Below are 13998 nucleotides of genomic sequence, written 5' to 3' on the forward strand. Positions count from 1 at the left end.
CGGCTTCAGCCGCCCCGAAGCATCGTCAGAAGTTCGAGCGACGCGTTGCCGGTGACGGCGAGGCCGCGCTGCGCCTGATAGGCGCGGATGGCGGCGATGGTTTGAGGACCGACCTTACCATCGATCTTCTCGAGAGGGAATCCGATCGCCTTGAGGCGGGCCTGCAACTCGGCTCGGCCGGCTTCGTCGAGCGGCGTGTAGCCGCGCGGCCAGGGCGTGATGAAGGGCGCGCCGCCGGCGAGGCGGTCGGCGAGGTGGCCGACGCCGAGCGCATAGGCCGTGGCGTTGTTATAGCGCTTGATCGCCTGGAAGTTCCTGAGCGTCAGGAAGGCCGGGCCGCCGGAACCGGCGGGCAGCAGCAAGGTGGCCTGATCGCCGGGGCGCGGGAAGGCGGCGCCGGAGGCGCGGGCGATCCCACGCGCCGTCCAGTCGGCGAGGGTTGCCGAGCGGCCTTCCATCGAGGTGTCGAAGCCGGGCGGAAGGACCACTTCGTAGCCCCAGGTGGCGCCGGGCTGCCAGCCGGATTTCCGGAGATAGTTGGCGGTGGAGGCGAGCGCGTCGGGCACCGACGTCCAGATGTTGCGCTTGCCGTCGCCGTCGAAATCGACGGCATAGGCGAGGTAGGTGGTGGGAATGAACTGGGTCTGCCCCATGGCGCCGGCCCAGGAGCCGGTCATGTGGCGGGCGTCGACGTCGTGGTGTTCCAGGATGCGCAACACGGCGTTGAGCTGCTGCCGGCCATAGGCGGCGCGCGAGCCGCCGCGCCAGCCGAGTGTCGCCAGCGCCCGCACGACGTTCTTCACCTTGGTCGGGTCGCGCAGGATGGCGCCGTAGCTGCTCTCCATGCCCCAGATGGCGACGACGACTTCGCGGTCGACGCCATAGGTCGCCTCGATGCGATCGAGTAGCGCACGATGGCCGACCAGCATGTCGCGGCCGGTGGCGATGCGGCTTTCCGCCGCCATGTCGTCGAGGTAGTCCCAGATGGCGCGCGAGAACTCCGGCTGGCTGCTCGCCCTGGCAAGCACGTCGTTGTCGGGGCCGACGCCGCGGAAGGCGGCGTTGAAGGTGGCGCGCGAGACGCCGCGCGCCTCGGCGGCCGGCCACTGGCTTTCGACGAAGGCGGTGAAGGCCGGCGGGATGGGGCCATCGGCCAGCGGCGGCAGGCCGGTGCGATCGCCGGCGTCGAACTCGTTGCCGAGGATGGCGCAGGCACCGAGGAGGGCGGCGAGCGTGAGGGCGGCGGCGCCCCGGATGGCCCGTGATACCTTCGTCATGACGCGCTCCTCTCTTCGACCGGTGTTGTCTTTTCAGAGACGGGACTTATGGTAAACGATAAGTTAAGTTCCGTATCGTCTGGTCTTGGTCGCTCGCATGCGGCCTTTCATGAGGGGAATTTTTTCAATCGACCCGACATTTCCAAAATTAAACATTTTTCCGCTATTGATGGTCCCGCCCACGCGGCAGACGTCCAGACGTTCGGACCGTCACCAAAGTTGCCGCTCAGGAGTGCTTCATGTCCAAACGTATTCGTAAAGCCGTCTTTCCCGTTGCCGGCCTCGGCACCCGTTTCCTTCCCGCCACCAAGGCCGTGCCGAAGGAGATGATGACCGTCGTCGATCGGCCGGCACTTCAGTATGTGGTCGACGAGGCCAAGGCGGCCGGCATCGAGCATTTCATTTTCGTCACCGGCCGCGGCAAGGAGGTGATCGAGAATCACTTCGACCTCGCCTACGAGCTTGAGGCGACGCTCGCCGCCCGCAACAAGATGGCCGCCCTCGAAGAGCTGCGCGCCGAGCGCCCGGCCGCCGGCACCACCTCCTTCACCCGCCAGCAGGAGCCGCTCGGCCTCGGCCATGCCGTCTGGTGCGCCCGCGACATCGTCGGCGATGAACCTTTCGCGGTGCTGTTGCCCGACATGCTGATGAAGCACACGACGCCGTGTCTGAAGAGCATGGTCGACGCCTACGAGGCGAGCGGCGCCAATGTCGTCAGCCTTGAGGAATGCGATCCCGCCCAGACCTCGTCCTACGGCATCGTCGCCCTCGGCAAGACGCTGTCGACCGACGTGTTCGAGGTCACCGACATGGTCGAGAAGCCGAAGCCGGCGGACGCGCCGTCCAACTTCTACATTTCCGGCCGCTACATCCTGCAGCCGCGCATCTTCGAGCTTCTGGGCAACCAGGAAACGGGCGCCGGCGGCGAGATCCAGCTCACCGACTCCATGCTGCGGCTTGCCAAGGAACAGCCGTTCTGCGGCGTGCGCTTCCGCGGCACGACCTTTGACACCGGCACCAAGCTCGGCTTCCTCAAGGCCAACATTGCCTATGGCAGCGAGCGCACCGATATCGATCCGAACATCGTCAACGAGCTGAAGAGCGTTCTGGGCTAGCCTCAGTCGCCGACGGGCCTCCGGCCCTTAGGCTTCCGCATTCGAGGCGATTCTTGCCTCGAATGCCGCTCCGCGCGGGCGCCGCTTGGCGCCGGAAGCCGCTTTGCGGCTTGTTGTGTGGCGGACCAGAAGCCACCAAGAAAACCTGACCTGCGCGCTTGCCTTATAGCCGATCCTGTGAATTGCTCGATGTTCTGGTAGCTTGGAGCATGAGCATGTCCATCGAACTCTGGCTGGCTTTCGTCGCGGCATCGGCGGTCCTGCTGGCCATCCCGGGACCGACCGTTCTTCTGGTGATTTCCTACGCGCTCGGTCATGGCAAACGCGCCGCCGTGGCGACGGTGACGGGTGTCGCCCTCGGCGACTTCACCGCGATGACCGCCTCGATGCTCGGCCTCGGCGCGCTTCTCGTCGCGTCCGCCACCTTGTTCGTCGTCTTGAAATGGATCGGGGCGGCCTACCTGATCTATCTCGGCATCAAGCTCTGGCGCGCGCCGGTGGCACGTGTCGATGCTTCGGCAGAGGCAGCGCCGACCGAGAAGGAGCGGCCGCTCCGCATCTTCCTTCACGCCTATGCCGTCACCGCCCTTAACCCGAAAAGCATCATCTTCTTCGTGGCGTTCCTGCCGCAGTTCCTGAACCGCAACGAGCCGGTCAGCCTCCAGATGGCCGTCTTCGAGGCGACTTTCCTCGTGCTGGCTGCGGCCAACGCCGCGGCCTACGGCCTGTTGGCTTCCATGGCTCGCAAGACGATCCGCAAGCCGCGCGTCCAGCGGCTGGTCAACCGCGTTGGCGGTTCTCTGATGATCGGCGCCGGCTTCCTCGCCGTGGGTTGGAAGCGGGCAGCTGCCTGATTCCGGTCGTTCGGTTTGGCGGGCTTGCTCTGGCAGCTTCACACCGGCCGTTGCGACAGGGTGAGACGCAGGCCGAAGCCGATCAGAAACGCGGCGAAGGTCCAGCGCTGGACGAACTGCGCCAGCGGATGACGTCCGGCCCACCGGCTGAGCGTCGATCCGGCGCCGGCATAGACGACGTCGAACATGACGCCGATGGCAACGAGAATCGCTCCGAGCACCGCGAACTGCAGCGCCACGCTTCCATTGTCCGGTCGGACGAACTGCGGCAACAGAACCGAGCAGAACAGCAGCGCCTTGGGATTGAGAAGATTGGTCAGCAAGCCGCGAAGCATGGCGCTCGACCAGGATTGCCGGCGATCGTTCGTCCGGGGGGCGGGATCTTCCGGCGGAGAGGATGAAGTCCTGAGGATGGCGAGGCCGAGCCACACGAGATAGGCCGCTCCGGCAAAACGCACGACTTCGAAGGCGGCGGGCACCGTGTTGAGAAGCGCCGCCAATCCGGCCGCCGCCAAGAGCACGTGGGTTGCGCGGGCGGCGGCTAGCCCCGCTGCCACGGCAAGGGCCTGCGGTCTGCCCTTAAGCAGGCCGGTCTGCAACACCAGCACCATGTCCGGTCCGGGAACGAGATAGGCGACGGCGAGCGCGCCGGCGAACATCCAGAAATCGGTCATGCCCATGCGGTCTTCCTCGCTCTTGCTTGTTTGAAAGCTAGCGCTTGAGGTCGGGGCATGTCCTTGCGTGTTGCGCTTCGATCGGACCTCGGATTAGCATGTTGTGCCAAGAGAAGGGGCTGGAGCTGCCTGAATATGCCAACGATGAAGCTTGACGCCATTGACCGTCGGATTCTGGCCGCGCTCCAGAGGGACGCCCGTCTCACCAACGTGGAGCTGGCCGAGGAGGTCGGACTGTCGCCATCGCCGTGTCTGCGTCGGGTCCGGATTCTGGAGAAAGCCGGCGTGATCGGTGGCTATCATGCCACTCTGGATCGCGGTGGCGTCGGGCTCGACCTGACGGTCTTCGTCGGGATCAAGGTCGAGCGCCATCACGACGACTCGGCAGCGGCCTTCACGGAAGCCGTGCGCGCATTGCCTGAGGTCGTCTCCTGCCATCTGGTCTCGGGAGAGTCCGATTTCCTGTTGCAGGTCGTCCTGCCCAATCTCGCCGCCTACGAGCGCTTCCTGCTCGGCACGCTTCTCAAGCTGCCAGGGGTCAGCGACATCCGCAGCAATTTCGCTATCCAGACCGTGAAGGCACAGGCGTCACTGCCGCTGGATCATCTGCCGGACGAGGATGCGTGAAACGACAGCGCGACGACCCTGAAATGGCAAAAGGGCGCCCTGCCGGACGCCCTTTCCTGTGTCATCGCCTTTTCCGAATGATCAGAACTTCAGGGCCTTGACCTGGCGGACCACCGGGATGGCCTTGACCTTGTCCAGCACGTCGGCCGGCACGTCGCCGTCCACCTCGACCAGACAGATGGCGTCGGCACCCTGTTCCAGGCGGCCGAGGGCGAAGGTGGCGATGTTGATGCCGGCGTCACCGAGAATGCCGGCGAACTTGCCGATGAAGCCCGGCTTGTCCTCGTTGGTGACGTAGATCATCGACGGCGCGAACTCGGCGTCCATCTTGATGCCCTTGATCTCGACGATGCGCGGGTGGCCGTCGGCGAAGACGGTGCCGGCGATCGAGCGCTCCTGACGGTCGGTGGTCAGCGTCAGGCGGATCAGGCTCTCGAAGTTGGCCGAAGCGTTGTTGCGGACCTCGGCGACGGCGATGCCGCGTTCCTTGGCCATCACCGGCGCCGACACCATGTTGACCGACTGCAGCAGCGGCTTCAGCACGCCGGTGATCGCGGCGGCGCTGAGCGCGCGGATGTTCATGCCGGCGACTTCGCCTTCATACTCGATGCGGATCGACTTGAGGCCGGTCTCGGTGAGCTGGCCGGCAAACGAGCCCAGGAGCTCGGCGAGCTTGACGAACGGGGTGAGGCGCGGCGCTTCCTCGGCGGTGATCGACGGCATGTTGAGGGCGTTGGAGACGGCGCCCTTCATCAGGTAGTCCGACATCTGCTCGGCGACCTGCAGGGCGACGTTCTCCTGCGCTTCCGTGGTGGAGGCGCCGAGATGCGGCGTGCAGACCACCTTGGGGTGGCCAAACAGCGGATGGGCGGTGGCCGGCTCGGTCTCGAACACGTCAAGGGCGGCGCCGGCGACATGGCCGGAATCGAGGGCGGCCTTGAGGTCGGCCTCGACGATCAGGCCGCCACGGGCGCAGTTGATGATGCGCACGCCCTTCTTCATCTTCAGGATGGCGGAGATGTCGATGATGTTGCGCGTCTTCTCGATCAGCGGCACATGCAGCGTGATGAAGTCGGAGCGGCGGAACAGCTCGTCGAGCTCGACCTTCTCGACGCCGAGTTCGACGGCGCGCTCGTTCGACAGGAACGGATCGTAGGCGATGACGCGCATCTTGAGGGCGACGGCGCGGTCGGCGACGATGGAGCCGATGTTGCCGCAGCCGATGACGCCGAGCGTCTTGTTGGTCAGCTCGACACCCATGAAGCGGTTCTTTTCCCACTTGCCGGCGTGCGTCGAGGCGTTGGCCTCGGGAAGCTCGCGGGCGAGGGCGAACATCAGGGCGATGGCGTGCTCGGCGGTGGTGATCGAGTTGCCGAAGGGCGTGTTCATGACGATGACGCCGCGCGCCGTGGCGGCGGGCACGTCGACGTTGTCGACGCCGATGCCGGCGCGGCCGATCACCTTGAGGTTCTTGGCGTTGGCCAAGAGTTTCTCGGTGACCTTGGTGGTCGAGCGGATGGCGAGGCCGTCGTAGTTGCCGATGATCTCGGCCAGCTTTTCCTTGTCCTTGCCGAGATCGGGCTGGTAGTCGACCTCGACGCCGTGGTCCTTGAAGATCTGGACGGCGGTGGCGGACAGCTTGTCGGAAATGAGAACGCGAGGAGCCATGAGAATACTCTCCTGAGACAGCGTGAAGTGGCTTCGTCGCTTACCCCTCTCCCTATCCCTCCCCCACAAGGGGGGAGGGGACGCGGTTTGGGCGCAAATCATAAGTTATGGGGCGCGACGCTGGATCATTTGGGTCCCCTCCCCCCTTGTGGGGGAGGGACAGGGAGAGGGGTGGGCCGAAGGCTTCGTTCCCTCTCCGGCAACTATCCGTCAGGCAGCCTTCAGGCCGGCCAGCGCCTTGGCAAAGGCCCAGTCGATCCACGGCGTCAGGGCGGTGACGTCGGACGTCTCGACGGTGGCGCCGCACCAGATGCGGAGGCCCGGAGGGGCATCGCGGTAGGAGGCGATGTCGAAGGCGACGCCTTCCTTCTCCAGAAGGCCGGTCAGCGTCTTGACGAAGGCCTGCTGGCCAGCGACGTCGAGGGCTGCCACCTCGGGGTGGACGAAGGAGAGGCACACCGACGTATTGGAGCGGATCGCTTCGGTCTTGGCCAGGAAGGCGACGGCCGGCGTCCTGGCGACCCAGTCGGCGATGGCCTTGGTGTTGGCGTCGGCGCGGGCGATCAGCGCGTCGAGGCCGCCGATGGCGTCGGCCCATTTCAGCGCGTCGATGTAGTCCTCGACGCAGATCATCGAGGGCGTGTTGATGGTGTCGCCCTTGAAGATGCCTTCAATCAGCTTGCCGCCCGAGGTGAGGCGGAAGATCTTCGGCAGCGGCCAGGCCGGCTTGTAGCTCTCCAGGCGCTCGACGGCGCGCGGGGAGAGGATCAGCATTCCGTGGCCGCCTTCGCCGCCAAGAACCTTCTGCCAGGAGAAGGTGACGACGTCGAGCTTGTCGAAGGGCAGGGGCTGCGCGAAGGCGGCGGACGTGGCGTCGCAGATGGTGAGGCCCTGGCGGTTCGCCGGGATCGCGTCGCCATTCGGCACGCGCACGCCGGAGGTGGTGCCGTTCCAGGTGAACACCACGTCGCGGTCGAAGTCGACCTTGGCGAAGTCGACGATGTCGCCATAGGGCGCTTCGAGGACGCGGGCATCGAGCTTCAATTGCTTGACGACGTCGGTCACCCAGCCGGAGCCGAAGGACTCCCAGGCCAGCATGTCGACCGGGCGCTGGCCGAGCAGCGACCACAGCGCCATTTCAACGGCGCCGGTATCGGAGGCGGGGACGATGCCGATGCGGTAATCGGCGGGAACGCGCAGCACCTTGCGGGTGAGGTCGATCGCCTCGGCGAGCTTGGTCTTGCCGATCTTGGCGCGATGGGAGCGGCCGACCGGCGCTCCCGAGAGGGCCTCGACGGTCCAACCTGGGCGCTTGGCGCAGGGGCCGGAGGAAAAACGGGGATTAGCCGGCTTGAGAGCCGGCGCGGCGGTCGCGTCAGTCATGTAACTATCCTTTCAGATAGGCGCTCCTCGGTGGGGAGGAGTGTCCCGCCGCCTGAGCTATCGGAAAGGCTATGCGCCGTCAAGTCGGGCCTCAATGGCTCGACCAAAGGTGTTGCCAAAAAGACAAGCGGCGGGACATGAGCCCCGCCGCTTGCTTCAGACCGGTTCGTTTGGGTTCAGTTGAGGTAGTAGCGCAGACCGACACGCACCTCGTGGGCGGTGATGTCCTCGTACTTCATGCGGGACGAAACACCTTGCGCGTCCGTGACGGAGGCGGTCTGGGCGTCGCCGAGGTTCAGGTAACGGTAGCCGAGGTCGACGCTGAGGCGGTCGCTGATCGGATATTCCACGCCGGCCATCAACGCCCAAGCGAAGTTCCACTTGCCGTCGCCCTTCGGGCTGTTGCCGTCGAGCCCCTTGGCCGCACTCTGGACGTCGCTGGTGCGAAGGTAGGACGCACCGATGCCGCCGCCGATGTAGGGAATCACGCCATGGAAGTTGCCGAGATCGGCGTAGACGTTGGCAAGCGCGCTATAGGCTTCGATCTTGACGCTCTCGCTGCCGATGTAGGCTCCGGTCGCACAGGTGCCTGCGTCCTGACACCAGATCGAGCCCTTGAACTTGGCCGGCGTCTCGTAGTCGAGCACTACGTCTGCCCGGAGGTAATCGTTGAACTTGTAGCCCGCGCCGACGCCGATATCCAACGCACCGAGCATCTTCTCGTTGATCATCTGGTCATGACCGCCGGTGGTGTACGGCCAGGTGTCGGGTACGCCACCGTTGTCGTTGCCGTCGTCATAGCCGCCCCACCGGGTGTTGCCGATCGAGCCCTTGGGCTTCTCATAGAGCTTGTAGCCGATGTCGCCGCGGAGATACCAACCGCCGACGGCGGCCAGAGGCATCGGTTCGGGCGCTTCGATGATCGGCGGATATTCCACCGGCATGTCGGCCGCTCGGGCGACCCCGGCGAAGGCCGAGAGGCCGAATGTCGCAGCCACGGCCAGTGAAAGGTTGATTGTGAGACTGCGCATGGGATGATCCTTCCGCTAAAGCATGATCGCCAGGCGGGAGCCGCCGTTCATCATCGCTTTGAGAGGGATTTTTAGGGCAAGTCGGTTAATCTCGACTTAACTACGTTGCTTAACCTTGATGATCGATGAAAAAGATCAGTCGGTGGATGAATCCGACGAAAACGCCCCGGTCGCGTCGAGCGGCCGGGGCGTTTTTCGAAGTGTCTGGGACGAGGATCAGGCGGCGACGTTGCCGATGGCGTCGACGATGTCGCCAACGGCCGCCGCGACGAGATCGGCGTTATCGCCTTCGCCCATGACGCGGATCAGAGGCTCGGTGCCGGAGGCGCGAACAAGGATGCGGCCGCCGGCGCCGAGCCGACCCTCGGCGGCAATGATCGCCGCCTTGACGCCTTCGTCCTCCAGCGGCTTGCCGCCCTTGAAGCGAACGTTCTTCAAGAGTTGCGGCACTGGATCGAAACGGTGGCAGACCTCGCTCACCGGCTTGCCGGAGGCCTTGACGACGGCCAGCACCTGCAAGGCGGCGACCAGACCGTCGCCGGTGGTGGCGTAGTCGGAGAGCACGATATGGCCGGACTGTTCGCCGCCGACGTTGTAGCCGCCGGCCCGCATGGCCTCGACGACGTAGCGGTCGCCGACCTTGGTGCGGACGAGCTCGAGGCCGATGCCCTGGAGATAGCGCTCAAGGCCGAGGTTGGACATGACGGTGGCGACGATGCCCGGCCGGGCGAGGCGGCCGTCGTCCTTGAACGAGGCGGCGACGACGGCCATCAGCTGGTCGCCGTCGACCACCTGGCCCTTCTCGTCGATGATGATGACGCGGTCGGCGTCGCCATCGAGCGCGATGCCGATGTCGGCCCGGACCTCGCGCACCTTCTCGGTGATGGCGGCGAGGCTGGTGGAACCGCAGTCGCGGTTGATGTTGAGGCCGTTGGGATCGACGCCGAGCGCCACCACTTCGGCGCCAAGCTCCCAGAGCACTTCCGGGGCGACCTTGTAGGCGGCGCCGTTGGCGCAGTCGACCACGACGCGCAGGCCTTCGAAAGAGATGTGGCGGCTGAGCGTGCGCTTGGCGGATTCGACGTAGCGGGCGCGCTCGCCGTCGACGCGCTTGGCGCGGCCGAGATCGGCGGGGGCGGCGAGGCGGCCGGTGAAGTCACCGTCCAGCATCTCCTCGATGGCCAGCTCCACCTCGTCGCTGAGCTTGTAGCCGTCGGGTCCGAACAGTTTGATGCCGTTGTCGGCGAAGGGGTTGTGCGAGGCGGAGATCATCACGCCGAGGTCGGCCCTGAGGCTGCGCGTCAGCATGGCGACGGCCGGCGTCGGCACCGGGCCGGTCAGGAAGACGTCGACGCCGACGGCGGTGAAGCCGGCGGTCAGCGCCGGCTCGATCATGTAGCCGGAGAGGCGGGTGTCCTTGCCGATGACGACGCGATGGCGATGGTCGCCGCGATGGAAGGCGAGGCCGGCGGCCATGCCGACCTTGAGGGCGATTTCAGGGGTGATGGGCCAGGTGTTCGCCGTGCCGCGGATGCCGTCGGTTCCGAAAAATCTGCGTGCCATGTCGTTCGTCCGCGCTTTCCAGTCCTGCGCCGCTCTCGGGCGCCTCGCTCTTATCTGCGGCCCGGATGATAAACGGCCGGTGAACGGCAAAGAGTCAAAAATTGTGAACGACTGTTACGGCTTGGCGTCAGCGCTCGGTCAGTTTCAGCTCGATGCGCCGGTTCTTGGCGTTGGCTTCCTCGCTGTTGCCTTCTTCGAGCGGCTGGAACTCGCCGAAGCCGGCGGCCACCAGATGGTTCGGCGAGATGCCCTTGCTGATCAGGTATTTGACCACGGATATGGCGCGGGCGGACGAGAGCTCCCAGTTGTCGCGGAAGCGGCCGGTGCCCGAGAGCGGCCGGGCGTCGGTATGGCCGTCGACGCGCAACACCCAGGCGATTTCCGGCGGGATCTGCCCTTCGAGCTGCAGCACCGCCTCGGCCAGCTTGTCGAGTTCGCCCTGGCCGGCGGGGTTGATCTCGTCGTTGCCGGAATCGAACAGCACCTCCGACTGGAAGACGAAGCGGTCACCGACGACGCGGATGTCGGACCGCTGCGACAGGATTTCCCTGAGGCGCCCGAAGAAGTCGGACCGGTAGCGGGCCAGTTCCTGAACCCGCTGGGCCAGCGCCACGTTGAGGCGGCGGCCGAGGTCGGCGATCTTGGCCGAGCTTTCCCTGTCGCGCGACTCGGACGCGTCGAGGGCATCCTCAAGGGCGGCGATCTGGCGGCGGAGCGCGGCGATCTGCTGGTTGAGCAGCTCGACCTGGGCCAGCGCCCGCTGGCTGACGCGCTTCTCGTCGGAAAGCTGGGAGGTCAGCGACTGGACCTTGCTGTCGGCGGCGTCGGCGGCGCCCGACTGGTTGGCGATCAGGCCCTGAAGGCTGTCGCGAGCGGCCAGTGCGTCCCGGAGGTTCGATTCCAGGAGCGACACGTTGTCCTGCAGGTCGCGGTTGGAGGCGCGCTCCATGGCGAGCAGTTCGGTCAACTCGGCGATCTGGGCGTTGAGGCGGCCGAGCACGGTGTCCTTGTCGGTGATCTGCTGGCTCAGGAAGAACTGGGCCAGCGAGAAGACGGACAGCAGGAAGATGATCGACAGCACCAGCGTGGTGAGCATGTCGACGAAAGCCGGCCAGTAGTCCTGCTGGGTCGAAAACCTGCGGCGTCCGAGGGCCATGAAAGAACTCCGTTCAGCCGCGTTCCGACCGCTCGACGGCGCCGGTCAAGAGTTCGAGCAACCGGCGGATTTCCTTTTGCTGCTCGCCCTGGCTCTCGGCCCAGGCGCGCACCAGCTGCTGTTCGGCGCGCATGTGCTGGACGAGACCCTGAATGCCTTCGGCAAGATTGGCCATCGCCTGGCTGGACCGACCGCCGGACCCACCCTCGTGGATCTGCTTGGAGAGGTGTTCGAGGGCGCCCCGGAGATCGTCGAGGTTCTTGGCGTCGCGGATGCTGGCGCCGACGTCGCCGGCCGAATCGAGCTCGGCCTGGGTGGACAGCCAGTCTTCGAGGTCGAGGTAGAAACGGTTCTGCGCCTGTCCCGCCTGAAGGTCGAGGAAGCCGACGATCAACGAGCCGGCGAGGCCGAACAGTGAGGACGAGAACGCGGTGCCCATGCCGGAGAGAGGCGCCTGCAGGCCGCTCTTCAGGTCCTCGAAAATGACGCTGGCTGTGCCTGAGCCGACGTCGAGGTTCTGGATGGTGGAGCCGACCGAGTTCACGGTGGAGATCAGGCCGTAGAATGTGCCAAGCAGGCCGAGGAACACCAGGAGGCCGGTCATGTAGCGCGAGATGTCGCGCGCCTCGTCAAGGCGGGTGGCGATCGATTCGAGCAGCGAGCGCATGGCCGAGGCGGAAATCGCCCGCTGGCCCAGCCTGTCGCCCAGCAGCGTCGCCATGGGCGCGAGCAGCACCGGCTGCTTGCGCACTTCGAGGCCGGGCTCGCCGTAGCGGTAGGAGTTGACCCAGCGGACCTCGGGGAACAGGCGGATCACCTGGCGGAAGATCAGCAGGATGCCGACCAGCGCCACCGAGAAGATCAGGCCGTTGAGGCCGGGATTGGCCATGAAGGCGGTCTTGAGCTGCCGTGACAGCAGGAGGCCGACGAAGGCCGCGATGACCAGGAACACCGCCATCCGCCAGAGGTACACCTGGGGGCTGGTGAGCTTTATACCGGACGCGTCTTTGGCCATGGCTCTATCGCTTGCTCTCTCTGATCGCGGCATAGTAAACGCGATTTAAGGCAGAAAGAGCAAGGCGTACGGGCGGTTCCCCCGAATTTTTCGGGGGAAGCCACTTGGCTCGGATCATGCTGCGCCGTCAGGCCTTCTTGAGCGTGGCGAGAAGCTGGGCGTGGATCGCCTCGTTGCCGGCCACCAGCGTGCGGGAGGCGTGCATGTCGTCCTTGCCGGCCTTGTCGGTGATGAAGCCGCCGGCCTCCTTGATCATCAGCCAGCCGGCCGACGTATCCCACGGGTTGAGGTCGTCTTCCCAGAAGCCGTCGAGCTTGCCGGCCGCGACGTAGCAGAGGTCGAGGGCTGCCGAACCGAGGCGACGGATGCCGGCGCAGTTGGCCATCACCTGCCTGAGTTCGTTGAGATAGCGCGGGTGGTTGCCGCGGCCGAGATGCGGCACGCCGGTGCCGATGACGCAGTCGGGCATGTCGCGGCGGGCGGAGACGCGCAGGCGGCGGTCGTTGACGAAGGCGCCGGCCCCGCGCTCGGCGGTGTAGAGTTCGTCGGTGGCCGGGTTGAACACCACGCCGGCGATGGGAACGCCGTTGCGCTCAAGCGCCACCGAGATGGAGAAGATCGGGATCGAGTGCAGGAAGTTGGCCGTGCCGTCGAGCGGGTCGACCACCCAGCGGTGCTGCTCGTCCTCGCCGGCCACCTCGCCGCGCTCTTCCATCAGGAAGCCGTAGGTGGGACGCACCCGCTTCAGCTCCTCGAACAGCGTCTGCTCCGAACGCTTGTCGGCGGCCGAGACGAAATCGCCCGGGCCTTTCATCGACACCTGCAGGTTCTCGACCTCGCCGAAATCGCGGGCTAGACCGCGTCCGGCCTTGCGGACGGCCTGGACCATGACGTTGAGGAGGGCGGAACGAGCCATTTTGGGGAGATCCTTCAGGAAAAACGTTGGCTGCGTAGCCATCACAAACCGCCGCCGAGCGCAAGCCCTAACCCGGTATTCGCTTAAAAGCGATTGCCGGGTTCGGGCTTGTTTGTTGCCTGCCTCAGTCGCCGGCGGGCCTCCGGCCCTTAGGCTTCCGCTCCGCTAGACGCCTTCGAGACGCTTCGTGTCTCGAAGGCCGCTCCGCGCGGCGCCCCTTGGTGCCGGAAGCCGCCGGTGGCGACTTCCGGGGGGCGATCTATTGCCAGCGCGTCAGGCGCATGTGGGCGTTTTCGAACGGCTGTCCCTCGTCGTCCTCGGCCCGGCGGGACATTTCGGCGAAACCCAGGCTTCTGTAGAAGCGGACGGCCTGGGTGTTGTCGGTGTAGACTTCCAGTTCGAGTTCGCCCTTGAGAGCCAGCGCGTGGGCGATGAGGGCTCGCCCGATGCCGTGGCCTTGCCGGTTCGACGCGACGAACAGGCCGCCAACGAAGTTGCCGAGCAGGCTGATGAAGCCGACGGGGGCGCCTTCGAGACACGCGACCCAGGTCTCGGCGTTGGGAAGATACTTCTCCTCGATGAGGATGCGTTGCTCGCCCAAACGCTGCTCGCCGATGAAGGCGTGCGCGAGGCGTGAGGCTTCGAACCAGATGGTCGAGAGCGCGTGGAGATCCTTGGCCTCGTCATAGGCGCGGATCGTCAGACTTTCGATTTTCATG

At 65.7% G+C, this 13998-nt stretch carries 13 protein-coding genes; 3 read left to right on the forward strand and 10 right to left on the reverse strand.

Annotated elements, in window-relative coordinates; genetic code table 11:
• Positions 1–5 precede the first annotated feature (5 nt).
• Positions 6–1277, reverse strand: a complete 1272-nt coding sequence (locus M4J39_RS17365) for a lytic murein transglycosylase (RefSeq protein ID WP_251729673.1) — start codon at positions 1275–1277, stop codon at positions 6–8.
• Between the two features lie 239 nt (positions 1278–1516).
• On the opposite strand from M4J39_RS17365, the gene galU reads away from it, so the two are divergent.
• Complete coding sequence (gene galU, locus M4J39_RS17370; RefSeq protein WP_251729674.1) at positions 1517–2392, forward strand: UTP--glucose-1-phosphate uridylyltransferase GalU; 876 nt, start codon at positions 1517–1519, stop codon at positions 2390–2392.
• A gap of 215 nt (positions 2393–2607) precedes the next feature.
• On the forward strand, positions 2608–3246 hold the full coding sequence (locus M4J39_RS17375) for a LysE family translocator (protein ID WP_251729675.1): 639 nt from the start codon (positions 2608–2610) through the stop codon (positions 3244–3246).
• 38 nt (positions 3247–3284) lie between these two features.
• On the opposite strand, the gene M4J39_RS17380 is transcribed toward M4J39_RS17375, so the two are convergent.
• Positions 3285–3926, reverse strand: a complete 642-nt coding sequence (locus M4J39_RS17380) for a LysE family translocator (RefSeq protein ID WP_251729676.1) — start codon at positions 3924–3926, stop codon at positions 3285–3287.
• A gap of 129 nt (positions 3927–4055) precedes the next feature.
• Between M4J39_RS17380 and M4J39_RS17385 the strand changes: the two genes are divergently transcribed.
• Entirely contained in the window at positions 4056–4547 is a 492-nt protein-coding gene (locus M4J39_RS17385) for an Lrp/AsnC family transcriptional regulator (protein ID WP_251729677.1), read from the forward strand.
• 81 nt (positions 4548–4628) lie between these two features.
• Here M4J39_RS17385 and serA read toward each other — a convergent pair whose 3' ends face one another.
• From serA to M4J39_RS17425, 8 genes are all read right to left on the reverse strand, one after another.
• Positions 4629–6215, reverse strand: coding sequence for a phosphoglycerate dehydrogenase (gene serA / locus M4J39_RS17390; RefSeq protein ID WP_251729678.1), 1587 nt, complete (start codon positions 6213–6215; stop codon positions 4629–4631).
• Between the two features lie 210 nt (positions 6216–6425).
• Positions 6426–7598: a phosphoserine transaminase gene (locus M4J39_RS17395; RefSeq protein ID WP_251729679.1), complete on the reverse strand. Its 1173-nt coding sequence runs from the start codon at positions 7596–7598 to the stop codon at positions 6426–6428.
• Positions 7599–7774: 176 nt separating this feature from the next.
• On the reverse strand, positions 7775–8629 hold the full coding sequence (locus tag M4J39_RS17400; protein WP_251729680.1) for an outer membrane protein: 855 nt from the start codon (positions 8627–8629) through the stop codon (positions 7775–7777).
• A gap of 216 nt (positions 8630–8845) precedes the next feature.
• Complete coding sequence (gene glmM / locus M4J39_RS17405; RefSeq protein WP_251729681.1) at positions 8846–10192, reverse strand: phosphoglucosamine mutase; 1347 nt, start codon at positions 10190–10192, stop codon at positions 8846–8848.
• Between the two features lie 127 nt (positions 10193–10319).
• Positions 10320–11348 (reverse strand): peptidoglycan -binding protein, encoded by a 1029-nt coding sequence (locus M4J39_RS17410; protein ID WP_251729682.1) that lies wholly within the window; start codon positions 11346–11348, stop codon positions 10320–10322.
• 13 nt (positions 11349–11361) lie between these two features.
• On the reverse strand, positions 11362–12363 hold the full coding sequence (locus M4J39_RS17415) for a flagellar motor protein MotA (protein ID WP_251729683.1): 1002 nt from the start codon (positions 12361–12363) through the stop codon (positions 11362–11364).
• 127 nt (positions 12364–12490) lie between these two features.
• Positions 12491–13279, reverse strand: a complete 789-nt coding sequence (locus tag M4J39_RS17420; protein WP_251729684.1) for an inositol monophosphatase family protein — start codon at positions 13277–13279, stop codon at positions 12491–12493.
• 259 nt (positions 13280–13538) lie between these two features.
• Positions 13539–13997 (reverse strand): GNAT family N-acetyltransferase, encoded by a 459-nt coding sequence (locus M4J39_RS17425; protein ID WP_251729685.1) that lies wholly within the window; start codon positions 13995–13997, stop codon positions 13539–13541.
• Between the last annotated feature and the right edge of the window lies 1 nt (position 13998).

Source organism: Pleomorphomonas sp. NRK KF1, from assembly GCF_023721755.1.
Lineage (GTDB): Bacteria > Pseudomonadota > Alphaproteobacteria > Rhizobiales > Pleomorphomonadaceae > Pleomorphomonas.